Annotated in this window: 16 protein-coding genes; 10 read left to right on the top strand and 6 right to left on the bottom strand. The window is 59.9% G+C overall.

Annotated elements, in window-relative coordinates; all coding sequences use genetic code 11:
* Window positions 1-826: 826 nt before the first annotated feature.
* Genes hemY through hemC form a run of 4 tightly spaced genes read right to left on the bottom strand, consistent with a single transcriptional unit; the run spans window position 827 to window position 4,864 of the window.
* Complete coding sequence (gene hemY / locus AC6I7Z_RS18330; protein WP_497815237.1) at window positions 827-2,023, bottom strand: protoheme IX biogenesis protein HemY; 1,197 nt, start codon at window positions 2,021-2,023, stop codon at window positions 827-829.
* A 4-nt stretch (window positions 2,024-2,027) separates the two neighbouring features.
* On the bottom strand, window positions 2,028-3,161 hold the full coding sequence (gene hemX, locus AC6I7Z_RS18325) for a uroporphyrinogen-III C-methyltransferase (protein WP_497815236.1): 1,134 nt from the start codon (window positions 3,159-3,161) through the stop codon (window positions 2,028-2,030).
* A 24-nt stretch (window positions 3,162-3,185) separates the two neighbouring features.
* Window positions 3,186-3,926 (bottom strand): uroporphyrinogen-III synthase, encoded by a 741-nt coding sequence (hemD, locus tag AC6I7Z_RS18320; protein ID WP_497815235.1) that lies wholly within the window; start codon window positions 3,924-3,926, stop codon window positions 3,186-3,188.
* Window positions 3,923-4,864 carry a hydroxymethylbilane synthase gene (gene hemC / locus AC6I7Z_RS18315; RefSeq protein WP_497815234.1) on the bottom strand — a complete coding sequence of 314 codons (942 nt, stop codon included), beginning with the start codon at window positions 4,862-4,864 and terminating at the stop codon, window positions 3,923-3,925. The genes hemD and hemC overlap by 4 nt, the downstream gene beginning before the upstream one ends.
* A gap of 318 nt (window positions 4,865-5,182) precedes the next feature.
* Between hemC and AC6I7Z_RS18310 the strand changes: the two genes are divergently transcribed.
* The 8 genes from AC6I7Z_RS18310 (at window position 5,183) to corA (ending at window position 14,769) form a co-directional block, all read left to right on the top strand.
* Window positions 5,183-7,741 carry a class I adenylate cyclase gene (locus AC6I7Z_RS18310; RefSeq protein ID WP_497815233.1) on the top strand — a complete coding sequence of 853 codons (2,559 nt, stop codon included), beginning with the start codon at window positions 5,183-5,185 and terminating at the stop codon, window positions 7,739-7,741.
* Window positions 7,742-7,872: 131 nt separating this feature from the next.
* A complete protein-coding gene (lptM, locus tag AC6I7Z_RS18305) occupies window positions 7,873-8,091 on the top strand; it encodes an LPS translocon maturation chaperone LptM (protein ID WP_033793146.1) in 219 nt (72 codons plus the stop codon).
* Between the two features lie 29 nt (window positions 8,092-8,120).
* Complete coding sequence (dapF, locus tag AC6I7Z_RS18300; RefSeq protein WP_497815232.1) at window positions 8,121-8,945, top strand: diaminopimelate epimerase; 825 nt, start codon at window positions 8,121-8,123, stop codon at window positions 8,943-8,945.
* Window positions 8,942-9,646, top strand: coding sequence for a DUF484 domain-containing protein (locus tag AC6I7Z_RS18295; protein WP_497815231.1), 705 nt, complete (start codon window positions 8,942-8,944; stop codon window positions 9,644-9,646). Before dapF ends, AC6I7Z_RS18295 begins: the two co-directional genes overlap by 4 nt.
* Entirely contained in the window at window positions 9,643-10,545 is a 903-nt protein-coding gene (gene xerC, locus AC6I7Z_RS18290; protein WP_033754584.1) for a tyrosine recombinase XerC, read from the top strand. The genes AC6I7Z_RS18295 and xerC overlap by 4 nt, the downstream gene beginning before the upstream one ends.
* On the top strand, window positions 10,542-11,258 hold the full coding sequence (yigB, locus tag AC6I7Z_RS18285) for a 5-amino-6-(5-phospho-D-ribitylamino)uracil phosphatase YigB (RefSeq protein ID WP_497815230.1): 717 nt from the start codon (window positions 10,542-10,544) through the stop codon (window positions 11,256-11,258). The genes xerC and yigB overlap by 4 nt, the downstream gene beginning before the upstream one ends.
* 98 nt (window positions 11,259-11,356) lie before the next feature.
* The gene (uvrD, locus tag AC6I7Z_RS18280) at window positions 11,357-13,519 is read left to right on the top strand and encodes a DNA helicase II (RefSeq protein ID WP_497815229.1); all 2,163 of its coding nucleotides are present in this window, start codon (window positions 11,357-11,359) and stop codon (window positions 13,517-13,519) included.
* Window positions 13,520-13,815: 296 nt separating this feature from the next.
* On the top strand, window positions 13,816-14,769 hold the full coding sequence (gene corA, locus AC6I7Z_RS18275; RefSeq protein ID WP_081137941.1) for a magnesium/cobalt transporter CorA: 954 nt from the start codon (window positions 13,816-13,818) through the stop codon (window positions 14,767-14,769).
* A gap of 174 nt (window positions 14,770-14,943) precedes the next feature.
* Here corA and rarD read toward each other — a convergent pair whose 3' ends face one another.
* Entirely contained in the window at window positions 14,944-15,852 is a 909-nt protein-coding gene (rarD, locus tag AC6I7Z_RS18270; RefSeq protein WP_497815228.1) for an EamA family transporter RarD, read from the bottom strand.
* A gap of 45 nt (window positions 15,853-15,897) precedes the next feature.
* Window positions 15,898-16,368 carry a thioesterase family protein gene (locus AC6I7Z_RS18265; RefSeq protein ID WP_033793112.1) on the bottom strand — a complete coding sequence of 157 codons (471 nt, stop codon included), beginning with the start codon at window positions 16,366-16,368 and terminating at the stop codon, window positions 15,898-15,900.
* Window positions 16,369-16,554: 186 nt separating this feature from the next.
* Here AC6I7Z_RS18265 and pldA point away from each other — a divergent pair, with 186 nt between their 5' ends.
* Complete coding sequence (gene pldA / locus AC6I7Z_RS18260) at window positions 16,555-17,427, top strand: phospholipase A (protein WP_497815227.1); 873 nt, start codon at window positions 16,555-16,557, stop codon at window positions 17,425-17,427.
* 25 nt (window positions 17,428-17,452) lie between these two features.
* Window positions 17,453-19,282, top strand: coding sequence for an ATP-dependent DNA helicase RecQ (gene recQ / locus AC6I7Z_RS18255; protein WP_033793114.1), 1,830 nt, complete (start codon window positions 17,453-17,455; stop codon window positions 19,280-19,282).
* The last annotated feature ends 7 nt before the right edge of the window (window positions 19,283-19,289 follow it).

Below are 19,289 nucleotides of genomic sequence, written 5' to 3'. Positions count from 1 at the left end.
GCTCGGCCCGCGCGAGTACGCACCTCATCCCTGAGGTGCGCCCGTAAACGGGCCAACGCTACGCGCTGTTCAAAAACGCTCCCGGCGTTTTTGTCCTTGTCGCAGAACGCTTTGCTCTTCCATCTATGCCATCCGCGTTTTAACTGAAGAGCTGCCTGTTTAAATGACAGCGCTGGAGATGCGTTCTTTAGTTTTGTCGCGGGACGCTTTGCTTTTCCGCCCTTGCCATCCGCGTTTCAGCTAATGAGCTGCCTGTCTGAATAGCTGGGCAGGCTCTATCCTTGTCGACAGATGCTTTACGTTACCCACTTATAAACATCATCGCTTGTGTGGAATAGACACAGAAGAGAATGTCTCTATCTGGAGACGATTAATGCGTTGATTTTAAATGAATTAGCAACAGGGATCTTTCATCGTCTCTAAAAAGAGACAGCAAGCGGGCCAGTTGTCGTCTGAGGCAGACAAGATCGGCGCGCCAGAGGATGACGCAGTAATCTATCACTATGAAAATAAAGTATTTAATCTATTTTCTGCAGCCTGGCACGCTCTGTGCAATACTTAGCGCGTAGATGCTCATTCCACCTCTTATGTCTGCTGATGCTGCATAAACCTGGGAATGACGCAGAGCCACTTTTGGGTATCCGTTGTCTGCCTGCCTGCATCGTTAACCCCTTGCAGGGCCAACAGACATACCGTTGAGTCGGATACCTCAGGGTTGTCTTACCGACCTGATTTTACACCTGCCTCTGGCAGGTGTTTTTTTTTTGCGGCGGATAAAGGGCAAAAAAAAGCCGGGCAAGCCCGGCGTAAACAAGTAACAACAACATTAAGCATTCGGGTTGTTTTTCAGCGTCAGCAGTAAGCCCTCGCGGCGCATTTTCGCTGCCTCTTCCGGACGATGCATGCGGTCGTAAGCATCCGCCAGCCACGCGTAGTCGAACGCATCGGGGCGCTGCGCCAGCGCCTGCTGGAACGCTTCGACGGCCTGCTGCCATTCGCCATGGCGCATCAGCAGCTGTCCCAGCGTGCTGTGCAGCAGCGGCGTCGCGCCATGCTGCTTGATCTGCTGGCGCAGCGCTTTCTCCAGCGCTTCCGGGTTGCTGCTTTTAATGCGCGGCATCAGCAGCACCAGACGATCGTCATAGTGGCGTTTCAGGCCCTCCAGCACGATATCCTGCGCGGTCTGGTGATCGTCGCACTCAATCAGATGGTCTGCCATCGCCACCTGCAGCGCCGTTTGCTGGCGCGTTTTACGGCTCAGATTCGACCACCAGCGCTTCAGACCGTCGCTGCCCTGATCGGCCATCGCCTGATTCATCAGGCCCAGCCACGCCTGCTGCTGCAGGTGGGCGCGATGCTCTTCATCGCCTACCTGCGATTTTTCCATCGCAGGCAGAATATCAATCAGCGAACTCCAGGCGCCGGTGCGCACGTAAGCCTGCTCCGCCAGACGCAATACTTCCGGATGACGCGGCGCGACCTCCAGCAGACGATCGATGCCGTGACGCGCGGCGTGATCCTCGTTGCGCGCCAGCAGAATACGTGTGCGGGTAATCTCAACCGGGATCACGTCGTTGTCTGACAGTTCAGCGGCGCGCTCCAGATGCTGGTTGGCGCGGATCTCATCGCCGCGCTGCTGCGCCGCTTCGGCCGCCAGCAGATAGTTGGCCACCGGCACTTCGGCGTGGTCGGCGTCTTTCGACAGCAGCTTCTCTACCTGGCGGTGATCGCCTTCGGCCAGCTTCATCAGCGCGGTCTGGGTGTGACGCTGCGCGCGACGGCGTTTGCGGCCGGTAAACCAGCCACGAGTGCGGGCGCCGGTGCGAAACAGACGACGCAGCAGCCATTCGACGCCGAGAATAACCAGCAGGCTGACGATCAGAATGATTGCCAGACCGGTGACGCTGGTTTCTATATTCCAGTTATCGGTCTGAATCAGCACATAGCCCTGATGGCCGGCAATCATCGGACCGACCACAATACCGGCGATCAGCAGGATGAACAGGATAAATACCTTAAGCATGCGCTTAGCCCCCTTGCTGGTCAGCGGCGACGGAAGGCTGCGCAATCAGGTTGCGCACGCGCGTCTGCATCAGCTTATCGATAAGCGGCTGGCTTTCCAGATTGTCCGGCAGGTTCATATTGATGCTCTGCTGGCTCAGTTCATCCAGCTGCGTCAGGAAGGCTTTGGTCGCAGGATCGTTGGTGTCATACCAGGCGCGCACCCAGCTGGATACGGTGTCGATAGACTGCTTATAGATTTCGTCCTGATGACGCGGCACCGCCTGCGCGGCGATCAGCAGACGCGAGCGGATGTTCTCGCGCAGATAAACGTCCTGGTTCGGCGCCAGCAGCGGCTGCGCCGTATTGTCGCGACGGCGGATAGTAATGAAATCATCCATAAAGTTATGCCAGCTTTTCACCAGGTTCTGACGCCATTCGCGCAGCGAAGAGGTCAGCTCGCCGCCATCGCTGTCCATCGGCGCGTCGTCGCTGTCGTTATCCGCCAGACGCAGGTTGTCGACGCCGTTAGAGAGCTGGTTCAGCTTCAGAATAATGCCGTCGTAATCGATTTGATCGATAGACGAAAGGGTGCTGATATCCTGCGTCAGCGCGCGACGCACGCTGGTGACGCTCGGATCGTTCATATCGGCCAGGCTGGCGTCGGCGCTTTTCAGCAGCGCTGCCGCCGTGGTGACGTCCTGGTCGCTCCAGAGCTTGCGGCCCGCCAGTTTCACCAGGTAGTCCGCCTGCGACACCAGCCAGGCGTTCACGTCATTGCTGGAAATGGTCGCGACTTTTTCACGCAAAGCTTCCAGCTCTTTCGCCGTGGCGGCCTGCTGGGTGCGCGCGTCGTTCAGGGCGCTTTGCGCGCTGCTGAGCTGCTGAGTCAGCTGCTGTTTGTCGCTGCCCGCTTGCTGCTGCAAGGCGTTCAGCTTGTCGCTCAGGCTCTGATTCGCCTGCGCCTGAAGTTCAGCCTGATGTTTCCCGTTAAGGTATAAACCCGCGCCGGTCGCAAGGGCGATGACAATCGCCACCGCGCCCAGCACCATGCCGCCGCTCTTTTTGTCGCGCGGCGGTTGCGGGCGAGAAGAGGGCGAAGTGTCTGCCGCTGGCGTAGTCTCTTCGACCGTGGCGGAGGTCGCTTTTTGTTCCGTCATCTGTGGCACATCCCATGATTAAGTTCAGCGTAACGCGCGCAGCAGCGCGTCGTTATCGGCACCATCGGCTACCTGAATATCCTGCCAGCCCAGTTCTCCGGCAAGCGTAGCCAAACGTTCGCTGACGACAACCAGTCGACAGCGCAATAACCATTCCTCGCGATCGATCGCGGGGAACAGAGAAAACAGCTGTTGTAACATTTCACCGCTGCTGACCACCAGCGTCGTGACGCCGCGGTTGCGCCAGCGTCGACCTTCAACCGGGCCGTCGTAGTGCTTCTGGCAGCGCTGATAGCACTGGCTGAATGAGATTTCCGCCCCGCGCGCGGTCAGCGTTTCCGCCAGCAGTTCGCGTCCTGGATTTCCGCGTAAAATCAGCGCTTTCTTACCGGACACGCGCTGTAGCGCCGCCAGGTTTATCAGCGCTTCGCTGGTCTCCTGCGCATGCGGATAATCGACGTGGCGACCGCTGGCGGTGTGAAACGCCAGCGCGGTGCTACGACCAATTGCATAATAGCCTACGTCCGCAGGCCACGCTGCGTGATGACGGATTAGCGCAGGCTGCGCATAGTGGATCACCTGCTGAGAAAGCAGGAAAACCAGGTCGCCGCCGCGTAGGGCGGCAAGCTGTTGCGGCAGTCGATCGAGGTCGCTGCCCGGCGCAAACTCAATCAGCGGCAGACTCCAGGCCTGGCGGCCAAGGCTGCGCAGGCGAGTCACCAGCGCGCTGGCGGCGGGTTCCGGGCGAGTGACCAGGATAGTCATACCGGCGGCTGCCCCTGGTAGACCTCGCGCAGAATGTCGCGCGCGCCCTTGCCGAGCAGCTCTTCGGCGAGAGAGACGCCCATCGCTTCCGCCTCGGCGCGCGGGCCGCGACGTTCGCCGCGCACCATTACGCTGCCGTCCGGCGCGCCAACCAGGCCGCGCAGCCACAGCTGGTCGCCCTCCAGCAGCGCGAAACTGCCGATCGGCACCTGGCAGCCGCCTTCCAGCCGGGTGTTCATCGCGCGCTCGGCTTTGACGCAGACGGCGGTATCGTCGTGATTGAGCGCCTGAAGAAGATTAATCAGTTCGCTGTCGTCGAGGCGGCATTCGATGCCAACCGCGCCCTGGCCGACGGCGGGCAGAGAGATTTCCGCCGGCAGCGGCTGACGAATGCGCGACTCCAGCTCCAGACGCATCAGTCCGGCGGCCGCCAGAATAATGGCGTCATACTCGCCGGCGTCGAGTTTTGACAGGCGCGTTCCGACGTTGCCGCGCAGCGAACGGATCACCAGATCCGGGCGGCGTTCGCTAATCTGGCTCTGACGGCGCAGGCTGGACGTGCCGACTATCGCGCCCTGCGGCAGCGCGTCGAGCGAATCGTAGTGGTTTGAGACAAACGCGTCGCGCGGGTCTTCGCGCTCGCAAATCGTGACCAGCCCCAGTCCTGCGGGGAAGGCGACCGGCACATCTTTCATCGAATGAACCGCGAGATCGGCGCGATCTTCCAGCATCGCCAGCTCAAGCTCTTTGACAAAGAGTCCTTTACCGCCGACTTTCGCCAGCGGCGTGTCGAGGATGACGTCGCCTTTGGTGACCATAGGCACCAGCTCCACACGCAGGCCCGGATGCGCGGCCATCAGGCGTTGCTGGACATAATGTGCCTGCCAGAGCGCGAGAGGACTTTGTCTTGTAGCAATTCTGAAAATTTTGTCTAACATGCTGTTAACCATTTTGATCGTTCACCGAATATCCTATCATTGTCGGCTGATGGCTGACAGTTTCAACGGATTATTTGACCGGGCTGGCGGGAAGATTCGCCAGTGAAAAGAGGATGAAGCGGACTGCCGGTGTCCGAAAGCGCAGGAAGCGAACAGGAACGTGCTAAACTGTTAGGTAGCGCAACTTTCTTTACGGTCAATCTGCCAGGTGTTAGATTGATCACGTTTCCAGCAATAATTCGTCCAACTTTTTCGATTACAAAGCGGCGGATTGAGGAAACAGGTTGCTTAAACACTGGGACAATCAGGCGAAACGTCTTGTACCTCTACATTGAGACACTGAAACAGAGACTGGATGCCATTAATCAGCTGCGTGTCGATCGCGCGCTGGCTGCGATGGGACCTGCTTTCCAGCACGTATACAGTCTGCTGCCGACCTTACTACATTATCATCATCCGCTGATGCCGGGTTACTTCGACGGTAACGTTCCCCGCGGCATCAGTTTCTTCACGCCTGAAGAAAACCAGCTTCTGCTGATGCGCGAACTGGCGGGCAGCCGCGAGCTGACGCTGGATGTCTCGCCCACCGGCGAAATGCCGATTACCGGCATCTACTCCATGGGCAGCACCTCATCGGTTGGGCAGAACAGCGTCTCCGACCTGGATATCTGGGTCTGCCATCAGTCATGGCTGGACAATGAAGAGCGCCTCAACCTGCAGCGCAAATGCACGCTGCTGCAGAAGTGGTGCGTATCGATGGGCGTGGAAGTCAGCTTCTTCCTGATTGATGAAAACCGCTTCCGCCATAACGAAAGCGGCAGTCTCGGCGGAGAAGACTGCGGCTCGACGCAGCATATTTTGCTGCTCGACGAATTCTACCGTACCGCCGTGCGCATGGCGGGCAAACGCATCCTGTGGAATATGGTGCCGTGTGAAGAAGAACATCACTACGACGACTATGTGATGTCGCTCTACGCGCAGGGCGTGCTGACGCCTAACGAGTGGCTCGACCTCGGCGGGCTGGGCACGCTGTCGGCGGAAGAGTATTTCGGCGCCAGCCTGTGGCAGCTCTATAAAAGTATCGACTCGCCCTATAAAGCGGTGCTGAAAACGCTGCTGCTGGAAGCCTACAGCTGGGAGTATCCCAACACCCAGCTGCTGGCGATGGATATCAAACAGCGCCTGCACGACGGCGAAATCGTCAGCTTCGGCCTCGACCCCTACTGCATGATGCTGGAGCGCGTGACGCACTACCTGACCAGCGTGGACGATCGGCCGCGCCTCGACCTGGTGCGCCGCTGCTTCTACCTGAAAGTGTGCGAGAAGCTGAGCGCCGACGAAACCAGCAGCCGCTCGGGCTGGCGACGCGAGATCCTGTCGCAGCTGGTAAAAGAGTGGGGCTGGGACGAGGAAAAACTGGCGATTCTCGACAACCGCGGCGGCTGGAAAATCGAACGCGTGCGCGAGGCGCATAACGAACTGCTGGATGCGATGATGCAGAGCTATCGCAACCTAATCCGTTTTGCCCGCCGCAACAATTTAAGCGTCAGCGCGAGTCCGCAGGATATCGGCGTGCTGACGCGTAAACTGTATGCCGCGTTTGAAGCGCTGCCGGGCAAGGTCACGCTGGTTAATCCGCAGATTTCGCCTGACCTCTCGGAAGAGAACCTGACCTTTATTCACGTTCCGGCGGGCCGAGCCAACCGCTCAGGCTGGTATCTCTATAACCAGGCGCCGGATATGAGCTCGATCATCAGCCATCAGCCGCTGGAATATAACCGCTATCTGAATAAGCTGGTGGCCTGGGCGTGGTTCAACGGCCTGTTGACCAGCAAAACGCGCCTGCATATCAAAGGCAACGAGATCTGCGATCTGGCGCGCCTGCAGGAGCTGGTGAACGACGTCTCGTCGCACTTCCCGCTGCGCCTGCCTGCGCCGACGCCGAAAGCGCTCTACAGCCCGTGCGAAATCCGCCATCTGGCGATTATCGTCAACCTTGAGCACGATCCGACCTCCGCTTTCCGCAATCAGGTGGTGCACTTCGATTTTCGCAAGCTCGACGTCTTTAGCTTCGGTCAGCAGCAGCAGTGCCTGATCGGCAGTGTCGATCTGCTCTACCGCAACTCGTGGAATGAAGTGCGCACGCTGCACTTCAGCGGCGAGCAGGCGATGATCGAGGCGTTGAAAACCATTCTGGGCAAAATGCATCAGGACGCTTCGCCGCCGGACACGGTGGAAGTCTTCTGCTACAGCCAGCATTTGCGCGGGCTGATCCGCACGCGCGTTCAGCAGCTGGTCTCCGAATGCATTGAGCTGCGTCTCTCCAGCACGCGTCAGGAGCCGGGCCGCTTCAAAGCGCTGCGCATGGCGGGCCAGACGTGGGGTCTGTTCTTCGAGCGCATGAGCGTGTCGGTGCAGAAGCTGGAAAACGCGGTAGAGTTCTACGGCGCGATCTCCAACAACAAGCTGCACGGCCTGTCGATTAAAGTGGAATCGAACCAGACGCCGCTGCCGCCGGTGGTGAACGGCTACGCCAGCGAAGGCATTATTCAGTTCTTCTTCGAAGACACCACCGACGAGCAGGGCTTCAACATCTATATTCTGGATGAAACCAACCGCGTCGAGGTCTATCACCACTGCGAAGGCAGCAAAGAGGAGCTGGTGCGCGACGTCAGCCGCTTTTACTCCTCTTCGCACGATCGCTTTACCTACGGCTCCAGCTTTATCAACTTCAACCTGCCGCAGTTCTACCAGATCGTGAATACCGGCGACCGCTTCCAGGTGATCCCGTTCCGCAGCCAGACGCTGGCCCAGCTTTGCGCCACGCAGCCGGATAACGACAACGGCGATTACCAGCCGCGCTACCAGGTACACTGACGCCGCGCTCGCCGCGCGGCTCTTTCCTTAGAACGTCACCGCGCGCACGCGAATTGCGGGGATTTCCTGTTGCTTTTCCATCTTCAACTGCGATGATAAGCAACCAGGTTAAGGACAAAAGAGCAGAAGAGATGAAGAGAGTAAAAAGCCTGTTGGCAATGGCGCTGGCGCTGACGAGCCTGGCAGGCTGTGGACTAAAAGGACCGCTTTACTTCCCGCCCGCCGACCAGCCGAAAACGCAAACTCCACAGCAAGCTGAGCAGCAGAAAAAGCAGCAGCAACAGCGTGCGGCTCAGGCAGACACGCACGGACTGGTGAGCGGCGGCAACGCCAGCATGTCAGCAGAATAATTGTAATGGCGCACCCGGCGGAGCAAAAAATGCAGTTCTCCAAAATGCACGGACTCGGCAACGATTTCATGGTTGTGGATGCCGTGACGCAAAACGTCTTTTTCTCGCCGGAGCTGATTCGCCGGCTGGCGGATCGCCATCTGGGGATCGGTTTCGATCAGCTGCTGATCGTCGAGCCGCCTTACGATCCCGATCTCGATTTTCACTATCGCATCTTCAATGCCGACGGCAGCGAAGTGGCGCAGTGCGGCAACGGCGCGCGCTGCTTCGCCCGCTTCGTCAGGCTGAAAGGGCTGACTAACAAAAGCGAAATCCGCGTCAGCACGCAAACCGGACGCATGGTGTTGAGCGTGACGCCGGACGAGCTGGTGCGCGTCAATATGGGCGAGCCCAACTTCGAACCGCAGCAGGTGCCGTTCCGCGCGAATAAAGCGGAAAATCTCTATCTGCTGCGCGTCGCCGAACAGACCGTGATGTTCGGCGCGGTGTCGATGGGCAATCCGCACTGCGTGATCCAGGTGGACAGCGTGCAGACCGCCGCAGTCGAGACCCTCGGCCCGGCGCTGGAAAGCCACGAGCGCTTTCCTGAACGCGTCAACGTCGGCTTTATGGAAGTGGTGTCGGCGGAGCACATTCGCCTGCGCGTCTACGAGCGCGGCGCGGGCGAAACCCAGGCGTGCGGCAGCGGCGCGTGCGCTGCGGTAGCCTGCGGCGTTCAGCAGGGCATTCTGGCGCCGAAGGTGCGCGTCGATCTGCCGGGCGGCACGCTGCACATCGCCTGGAAAGGCGCTGGTCAGCCGCTGTTTATGACCGGACCCGCCACACACGTTTACGATGGGTTTATTCATCTATGAAAAATATCGAAGAGCAGGCTGACAATACGATCCTGCTGGACGATCAGGCCGTTAACGAGTATCTGCAGCAGAATCCTGATTTCTTTATCCGCAACGCCCGCCAGGTCGAACAGATGGCGGTGCCGCATCCGGTGCGCGGCAGCGTGTCGCTGGTGGAGTGGCATATGGCGCGCCAGCGCAACCATATCCAGCGGCTGGAAGAGGAGATCACCTTGCTGATGGAACAGGCCAGCGCCAACCATGAGCTGTTCGATCGGCTGCTGGCGCTGCAGGGCCATCTGGCGTCGGCCGATTCGCTGCAGGAGATGCTCAACCGCCTGCACCGCTGGGCGCGCGATCTGGGGCTGGCGGGCGCCAATCTGCGCCTTTTCGCCGACAAATGGCGGCTGGGCGCGCCCTCGGAATTTGTGCAGCTAAGCCTGTCGCGTCAGGCGTTCGAGCCGCTGCGCATCCAGCGCTTCGGCCAGCAGCACCATTTTCTCGGCAGCCTGAACGGCCCCGAACTGCTGCTGCTGCTGCCGCAGGCTAAAGCGATCGGGTCGGTCGCGATGTCGCTGATGGGCGAGCGTGGCGAGCTGGGCGTGCTGATCTTCAGCAGCCGCGACAGCCAGCACTATCAGGCCGGCATGGGCACGCTGCTGTTGCAGCATCTGGCGCAGATGATGCCGGAGCTGCTGTCGCGCTGGGTGGAACGCGCATGAGCGCGCTGCAGGCCGCCGTCGACGAATTCCTGCGCTACCTCAGGGTAGAGCGTCAGCTCAGTCCGCTGACGCAAGAAAACTACGCGCGCCAGCTGGCGACGCTGAGCGAGATGGCCGAAGAGATGAAGCTGGAGAGCTGGGCGCAGCTGGAGCCGGCGCAGGTGCGCAGCATGGCGTCGCGCAGCCGTCGCGCCGGATTAGGCGCCAGCAGCCTCGCGCTGCGCCTGTCGGCGCTGCGCAGCTTTCTCGACTGGCAGGTCAGCCAGGGCAAACTCTCCGCCAATCCCGCCAAAGGGATCACCACGCCGCGTAACGCGCGCCATCTGCCGAAGAACATCGACGTCGACGAAGTGAATCAGCTGCTGGAGATCGATCTTAACGATCCGCTGGCGGTGCGCGACCGCGCGATGCTGGAGGTGATGTACGGCGGCGGGCTGCGTCTGTCTGAGCTGGTGAATATGGACTGCCGCCACGTCGATCTCGACGCGGGCGACGTCTGGGTGGTGGGCAAGGGCAGCAAAGAGCGCCGCGTGCCGATCGGACGCACCGCCGTCACCTGGCTGGAGCAGTGGCTGCCGCTGCGCGCCGCCTTTGGCAGCGAGGATGACGCGCTGTTTCTCTCCAGCCGCGGACGCCGCATTTCGGCGCGCAACGTGCAAAAACGCTTCGCCGAATGGGGCGTGAAGCAGGGCGTCGCCAGCCATATTCATCCGCACAAGCTGCGCCACTCGTTCGCCACGCATCTGCTGGAGTCGAGCGGCGATCTGCGCGCGGTGCAGGAGCTGCTGGGCCACGCCAATCTCTCTACCACCCAGATCTATACCCATCTCGACTTCCAGCATCTGGCGACGGTGTATGACGCTGCGCATCCCCGCGCCAAACGAGGAAAGAACGAATGAAGTTTTACCGTCCGCTACGCGCCGTGAAGGCGATGACTTTCGATCTCGACGATACGCTTTACGACAACTATCCGGTGATCCGCAAAACCACCGCCGAGTCGCATGCGGCGCTGCAGGCCTACCATCCGTCGCTGCGCGAATTTACGCCGCTCGATTATCAACGGCTGCGCGACGAGCTGCTGGCGCGCGAGCCCGATATTTATCACGACGTGTCGGAGTGGCGTCGACGCTCGGTCGAGCTGGCGCTGCTGAACGCCGGACTCTCCGCGCAGGAAGCGACGGCGGGCGCCGATGAAATCATGGGCGTCTTTCACCACTGGCGCAGTCAGGTCGAGATGCCGGAAGAGACGCATCAGACCCTGAAGGCGCTGGGCGAAAAAGTGCCGCTGGTGGCGATCACCAACGGCAACGCGCGCCCGGAGCAGCTCGGCATCGCCGACTATTTCCAGTTCGCGCTGCGCGCCGGGCCGGATGGCCGCGCGAAGCCTTATCAGGATATGTATCATCTCGCCGCGCAGCGGCTCGGCATCGCGCCGGAGCACATTCTGCACGTGGGCGACGACCTGACCACCGACGTGGCTGGCGCGCTGCGCTGCGGCCTGCAGGCGTGCTGGATCAACCTGCGCGGCGGTAACCTGATGCAGGTGCCCGATGCGCGGCTGGTGCCGCACGTGGAAATTTCGCGATTGGCATCCCTGACCTCACTGTTATAATGGCTGTAAATTTATCCAGTCGTGCCCTGAATCATGCCTCTTGCTGCAAGCCGAATGATTCAGGGTTCGCTTTTTGTTTTCTTTAGTGAACGGTGCCTATGGACGTTTCTGATCTGCTCAACGGTTTGAATGACAAACAGCGCGAAGCCGTGGCGGCGCCGCGCAGCAACCTGCTGGTGCTGGCAGGCGCAGGCAGCGGAAAAACGCGCGTCCTGGTGCACCGCATCGCCTGGCTGCTCTCGGTAGAGAACTGCTCGCCCTATTCAATTATGGCGGTGACCTTTACCAACAAAGCGGCGGCGGAGATGCGTCACCGTATCGAGCAGCTGATCGGCACCAGCCAGGGCGGCATGTGGATCGGCACCTTTCACGGCCTCGCCCACCGTCTGCTGCGCGCGCACCATCTTGATGCCGGCCTGCCGCAGGATTTCCAGATCCTCGACAGCGAAGATCAGCTGCGTCTGCTGAAGCGCCTGATTAAAGCGATGAATCTGGATGAGAAGCAGTGGCCCGCGCGTCAGGGCATGTGGTACATCAACGGCAAAAAAGATGAAGGACTGCGCCCGAAACATATCGAAAGCTACGGCAATCCGGTAGAGCAGACCTGGCTGCGCATCTATCAGGCGTATCAGGAGGCGTGCGACCGCGCCGGACTGGTGGATTTCGCCGAGCTGCTGCTGCGCGCCCACGAGCTGTGGCTGCATAAGCCGCATATTCTCAATCACTATCGCGAGCGCTTCAGCAATATTCTGGTGGATGAGTTTCAGGACACCAACAACATTCAGTACGCCTGGATCCGCATGCTGGCGGGCGACAGCGGTCGGGTCATTATCGTCGGCGACGACGATCAGTCGATCTACGGCTGGCGCGGCGCGCAGGTCGAGAACATCCAGCGCTTCCTGCAGGATTTCCCGGCGGCGGAAACTATTCGCCTTGAGCAGAACTATCGCTCCACCAACAATATCCTGAAGTCGGCCAACGCCCTGATCGCCAACAACAACGGCCGTCTCGGCAAAGAGCTGTGGACCGACGGCAGCGACGGCGATCCTATTTCGATCTATTGCGCCTTTAACGAGCTGGACGAAGCGCGCTTTGTGGTCAACCGCATCAAAACCTGGCAGGAGAACGGCAACGCCCTGCAGGACTGCGCCATTCTCTACCGCAGCAACGCCCAGTCGCGCGTGCTGGAAGAGGCGCTGCTGCAGAGCAGCATGCCCTATCGCATTTACGGCGGCATGCGCTTCTTCGAACGTCAGGAGATCAAAGACGCGCTCGCCTATCTGCGCCTGATCGCCAACCGCAACGACGATGCCGCCTTTGAGCGCGTGGTGAATACGCCGACGCGCGGCGTGGGCGATCGTACGCTCGACGTGGTGCGTCAGACCGCCCGCGAGCGCCAGATGACGCTGTGGCAGGCGACGCGCGAGCTGCTGCAAACCAAAGCGCTGGCGGGGCGCGCGGCCTCTGCGCTGCAGCGCTTCTGCGAGCTGGTTGATTCACTGGCGAGCGAAACCGCCGAGATGCCGCTGCACGTGCAGACCGACCGCGTTATTAAAGATTCCGGCCTGTGGGTGATGTACGAGCAGGAGAAAGGCGAAAAAGGCCAGGCGCGTATCGAAAACCTCGAGGAACTGGTGACGGCGACGCGCCAGTTCAGCTATCAGGACGAAGACGAAGATCTGATGCCGCTGCAGGCGTTCCTGTCGCACGCCGCGCTGGAAGCGGGCGAAGGCCAGGCCGACAAGTGGCAGGATGCGGTGCAGCTGATGACGCTGCACTCGGCGAAAGGGCTGGAGTTTAGCCAGGTCTTTATCGTCGGCATGGAAGAGGGGATGTTTCCCAGCCAGATGTCGATTGATGAAGGCGGCCGTCTGGAAGAGGAGCGGCGTCTTGCCTATGTCGGCGTGACGCGCGCCATGCTGAAGCTGACGCTGACCTACGCCGAGTCGCGGCGGCTCTACGGCAAAGAGGTTTATCACCGGCCGTCGCGCTTTATCGGCGAGCTGCCGGAAGAGTGCATCGAAGAGGTGCGCCTGCGCGCCAGCGTCAGCCGTCCGGTCAGCCATCAGCGCATGGGCGCGCCGATCTCGAAAAGCGACAGCGGTTTTTCGCTGGGCCAGCGCGTGAAGCATGCCAAATTCGGCGAAGGCACCATCATCAACCTGGAAGGCAGCGGCGAACACAGCCGCGTGCAGGTGGCGTTTCAGGGACAGGGCATCAAGTGGCTGGTGGCCGCTTATGCGAAGCTGGAAACCGCTTAGTCCCGGTTGACGACTTTTTCGTCTCAGCGTAACATGCGCGCACTATTATCAAGAGAGGACAACGCCTTGGATACGCCCAGTCGATGCTGGCTCAGTCACCTGGTTACCAGGAATAACATCTAAGGCTTCCTCTTTTAGCGGGTAGCCTTAGCGGTTATCAGCGACCTCCCTTTTTTATCCCGTCGCACGAGTCAGCACTGATTCACCTTTTGAACGAGCGTTTCCATGTTCAGGCGTTGCCGTGGCCGATCGGCCAACGGCCTTGTCCCATTAAGTCTGCAATGGGGAGTATTGCTATGCTGAGCGCATTTAAACTGGATCGCAGCCGCCTGACGCGTCTGGAGCTGGAAGACCAAAACGACAAACTGACCACTTCGGTGTGGGTCGATCTGATCGAGCCGGAAGAGGGCGAGCGCGACCGCGTGCAGAGCGAGCTGGGGCAAAGCCTGGCGACGCGTCCCGAGCTGGAGGATATTGAAGCCTCGGCGCGTTTCTTCGAAGATGAAGACGGGCTGCATATTCACTCTTTCTTCTTTTATGAAGATGCGGAAGATCACGCCGGCAACTCCACCGTGGCGTTCACCATTCGCGAAGGACGGCTTTATACGCTGCGCGAACGCGAGCTGCCTGCGTTTCGCCTTTACCGTATGCGCGCTCGCAATCAGACGCTGATCGACGGCAACGCCTTTGAGCTGCTGCTGGATCTGTTCGAAACCAAAATCGAACAGCTGGCGGATGAGATCGAGAATATCTATAGCGCGCTGGAGAAGCTCAGCCGCGTGATTATGGAAGGGCAGCAGGGCGAAGAGTATGACCAGGCGCTGTCGCGTCTCGCCGAGCTGGAAGATATCGGCTGGAAAGTGCGCCTCTGCCTGATGGATACCCAGCGCGCGCTCAATTTCCTGGTGCGCAAGGCGCGTTTGCCGAACAACCAGCTGGAGCAGGCGCGCGAGATCCTGCGCGATATCGAGTCGCTGCTGCCGCATAACGAATCGCTGTTCCAGAAGGTGAACTTCCTGATGCAGGCGGCGATGGGCTTTATCAACATCGAGCAGAACCGCATTATCAAGATCTTCTCGGTGGTGTCGGTGGTGTTTCTGCCGCCAACGCTGGTGGCCTCCAGCTATGGGATGAACTTCGAGTTTATGCCGGAGCTGAAGTGGAGCTTTGGTTATCCGGCGGCGATTGGTTTGATGATCCTCGCCGGCCTGGCGCCTTATCTCTATTTCAAACGCAAGAACTGGCTGTAACGTCTCAAACCGCACGGCCTAATCTTACAGGCCGCAGAGAGGTTAACTAGCGAATGGCATGGCCCGAAGAGCAAAGCGTCCCGCGACAAGGATGTCGCGGGCCGAGCGAGCAGGGATGCGTAAAGCGACTTTGCGATCGGGCCAGGCCATGCGCGCAGGCACCAAACTAACAGACTAAGCAGTCCGCTTTATCGCGCGTCGGCTACGCAGCGTCGCCGCCACCGCATCAAAAATAAACACCGCCAGCGCCAGCCAGATAAAGGCGAACGTCACCATCTTGTCGGGCGTAATGGTCTCGCCGTAAAACAGCACCGCCAGCAGGAACATCAGCGTCGGGCCAAGATACTGGAAAAAGCCGACGGTAGAGAGGCGCAGCCGCGTGCAGGCGGCGGCAAACAGCATCAGCGGAATCGTCGTCACGATGCCCGCCGCCACCAGCTTCAGATTCAGGCTCAGCGGGTTGGCGCTCAGATGGCTGGTCGGCGTATCGGCGACGCCAAAGAGATAGATCGCCGCCAGCGGAAACAGCCACAGCGTCTCAATCAGCATGCCGCTCTGCGCATCGACCTGAATCTTTTTGCGCACCAGCCCGTAAAAGGCGAAGCTCAGCGCCAGGCCGAGCGCGATCAGCGGCACCGAGCCGAACTGCCACAGCTGCACCAGCACGCCGATCGCCGCCAGCAGCACCGCCAGCCACTGCAGCCGGCGAAAGCGTTCGCGCAGAAACAGCATGCCGAGCACCACGTTAATCAGCGGGTTAATAAAGTAGCCGAGGCTCGCTTCCAGCATATGCTGGTTATTCACCGCCCAGATAAACAGCAGCCAGTTGCCGCCGATAGTCACAGCGGTCAGCGCCAGCAACAGCACTTTCTTCGGCTGCGCCAGCACGCTGCGCACCTGCGACCAGCTGCGGCTCAGGCTAATCAGCACCAGCATAAAAAGCGCCGACCAGATAACGCGGTGCGTCATGATCTCCGTCGGCGGAACGGTTTTAACCAGCTTGAAATAGGCCGGGGCGATGCCCCAGATAAAGTAGGCGCCGAGCGCGAAGCCAATACCCTGGCGAGTTTGTTGCGTATCCATAGAGAGAGCGTCCGGAAAAAGTTGATTTTCGCACGGCGTGGGCGATTAACCAATCAAATAGGTCGCCGTCGCCGTAGCGATATAGTCGCCCTGCTGGTTATGCAGCTCGACGCGCGCCACCGCCACTTTGTTGCCGGCGCGCAGCAGGCTGCTGGTGGCGGTAAAGCGCTCGCCGCGGCCGGGCCGCAGATAATCGACGCGCATATCGATGGTGCCCATGCGCGACAGGCGCTGACGCAGCTCCTCTTCGCTGATGCTCTCCGCGCGCGTCAGGGCGTTGCTGACGCAGACCATGCCGGCGGCGACGTCCAGCACCGAGGCGATCACGCCGCCATGCAGAATCTGCTGCGCCGCGTTGCCGACCAGCATGGTTTTGCTGGCGAAGCTAATTTCGGCATAGTCGCTCTCCAGCCGATCCAGCTCCAGGCCGAGCGCCTGATTGAAGGGCATATGGTAAACAAAAATTTCGCCCACCATCTGGCGGGCTTCCTGCTGAGACAGCAGCAGTGATGACATAGCGGCAATCCTGCGAATACGCCTTTGACGGCGTGAAATGTTAACGAGTTGTGTATTCTAAGCCGCGCGCGAGAGGGTTTCCAGTTTCGGAAATCAGCGCTCATCTTCACCGCCTTTTGCGTGTAGAATGGCCTCCTTTTTATGACTCCCCGTTCATTTGACACGCAGCCTTCATCGGAGAAAGTTATGCGCAAGCATCGCGCCTTGTTAGCAGCCGCCCTGTTACTCCCTGCGCTCGCGCAGGCAGAGGAAGCCACCGTTAAAGAGGTACACGATACCCCTCAGGTGCGCGGCAGCATTATCGCCAACCTGCTGGAGAAGCACGACAATCCGTTTGTGCTCTATCCGTATGAGAGCAACTACTTGCTCTATACCTACACCAGCGACATCAATAAAGAGGCGATCTCCTCCTATAACTGGGCTGACAACGCGCGCAAAGATGAAGTGAAATTTCAGCTCAGTCTGGCATTTCCGCTGTGGCGCGGTATTCTGGGTGACAACTCCGTGCTGGCCGCCTCCTATACGCAGCGTTCCTGGTGGCAGCTGTCGAACCGCGGCGAGTCGTCGCCGTTTCGCGAGACCAACTACGAGCCGCAGATTTTCCTCGGCTGGGCCACGGATTACGACTTCGCCGGCTGGACGCTGCGCGATGTGGAAGTGGGCTTTAACCACCAGTCCAACGGCCGCAGCGACCCGACTTCGCGCAGCTGGAACCGCGTCTATGCGCGCCTGATGGCGCAGAACGGCAACTTCCTCGCCGAAGTAAAACCCTGGTACCGCATACCGGACAGCGAAGACGATAACCCGGATATCACCAAATATATGGGCTATTACCGTCTGAAGCTGGGCTATGTCGCCGGCCAGAATATCTTCAGCGTGGAAGGCAACTACAACTGGAATACCGGTTTTGGCGGCGCGACGCTGGGCTGGAGCTATCCGATCAGCGAGCACGTTCGTTTCTATACCCAGGTGTTTAGCGGTTATGGCGAGTCGCTTATCGACTATAACCATCGTCAGACGCGTCTCGGCGTCGGCGTCATGCTGAACGATCTGTTCTGACTCTCCGGAAAACAACAGGAATACAGTGGCAATCTCGGTAGTACATAATCAGGAAGCGCTGGCGCAGCAGGTATTGCAGGATACCTTCGGCTATCAGCATTTTCGTCCCGGTCAGCAAACCATCATCAATGCGGCGCTGAGCGGACGGGATTGTCTGGTCGTTATGCCTACCGGCGGCGGCAAATCGCTCTGTTACCAGATCCCCGCGCTGGTGCAGGAAGGCCTGACGCTGGTGGTATCGCCGCTGATTTCGCTGATGAAAGATCAGGTGGATCAGCTGCTGGCGAACGGCGTCGCGGCGGCGTGCCTCAACTCCACCATGACGCGCGAGCAGCAGCAGCAGGTGATGGCGGATTGCCGCACCGGCCGCGTCAGGCTGCTCTATATCGCGCCTGAACGTCTGATGATGGATAACTTCCTCGAGAGCCTGGCGCACTGGCAGCCTGCGATGCTGGCGGTCGATGAAGCGCACTGTATTTCGCAGTGGGGCCACGACTTCCGGCCGGAATATGGCGCGCTGGGGCAGCTGCGTCAGCGTTTCCCGCAGCTGCCGGTCATGGCGCTGACCGCCACCGCCGACGAAACCACGCGCAACGATATCGTTCACCTGCTGGATATGCAGGACCCGCTGATTCAGATCAGCAGCTTCGACCGTCCTAACATTCGCTATACGCTGGTGGAGAAGTTCAAACCCACCGAGCAGCTGTTGCGCTACGTTCAGGATCAGCGCGGCAAAAGCGGCATTATCTACTGCAACAGCCGCGCCAAGGTCGAAGACACCGCCGCGCGTCTGCAGAGCCGCGGGCTGAGCGTCGGCGCCTATCATGCCGGCATCGACAGCGCGCAGCGCGCCCGGGTGCAGGAGGCGTTTCAGCGCGACGATCTGCAAATCGTGGTTGCGACGGTGGCGTTCGGTATGGGCATCAACAAGCCCAACGTGCGCTTCGTGGTGCACTTCGACATACCGCGCAATATCGAATCCTACTATCAGGAAACCGGTCGCGCCGGGCGCGACGGGCTGCCGGCCGAAGCGATGATGCTCTATGACCCGGCGGATATGGCGTGGCTGCGCAAATGTCTGGAAGAGAAAGCGCCCGGCCCGCTGCAGGATATTGAACGTCATAAGCTCAACGCCATGGGCGCCTTCGCCGAAGCGCAAACCTGCCGACGTCTGGTGCTGCTTAACTATTTCGGCGAAGGGCGTCAGCAGCCGTGCGACAACTGCGACATCTGTCTCGATCCGCCGAAGCGTTACGATGGCCTGGTGGAAGCGCAGAAAGCGCTCTCCTGCATCTATCGCGTCGGGCAGCGTTTCGGCATGGGCTATGTGGTCGAGGTGCTGCGCGGTGCCAACAACCAGCGTATCCGCGACCAGGGCCATGACAAGCTGCCGGTTTACGGCATCGGCCGCGAGCAGAGTCACGAACACTGGGTCAGCGTGCTGCGTCAGCTTATCCACCTTGGGCTGGTGACGCAGAATATCGCCATGCACTCCGCGCTGCAGCTGACGGAAGCGGCGCGTCCGGTGCTGCGTGGCGAAGTGCCGCTGATGCTGGCGGTGCCGCGCCTTAACGCGGCGAAGCCGAAAAGCAGCAGCTCGCCGAAAATTTACGGCGGCAATTACGATCGCAAGCTGTTCGCCAAGCTGCGTAAGCTGCGTAAAGCGATTGCCGACGAAGAGAATATCCCGCCTTACGTGGTATTTAACGACGCCACGCTGATTGAGATGGCGGAGCAGATGCCGGTAACGGCGTCGGAGATGCTGAGCGTCAACGGCGTCGGCCACCGCAAACTGGAGCGCTTTGGCAAGCCTTTCCTGGTGATGATCAAAGAGCATCTTGATGATGAAGAGTAAAGGATAC

The sequence above is a fragment of the Pantoea sp. X-Soil-MYKO-1289 genome, assembly GCF_059730625.1.
This window is presented reverse-complemented; position numbering and strand designations above follow the sequence as displayed.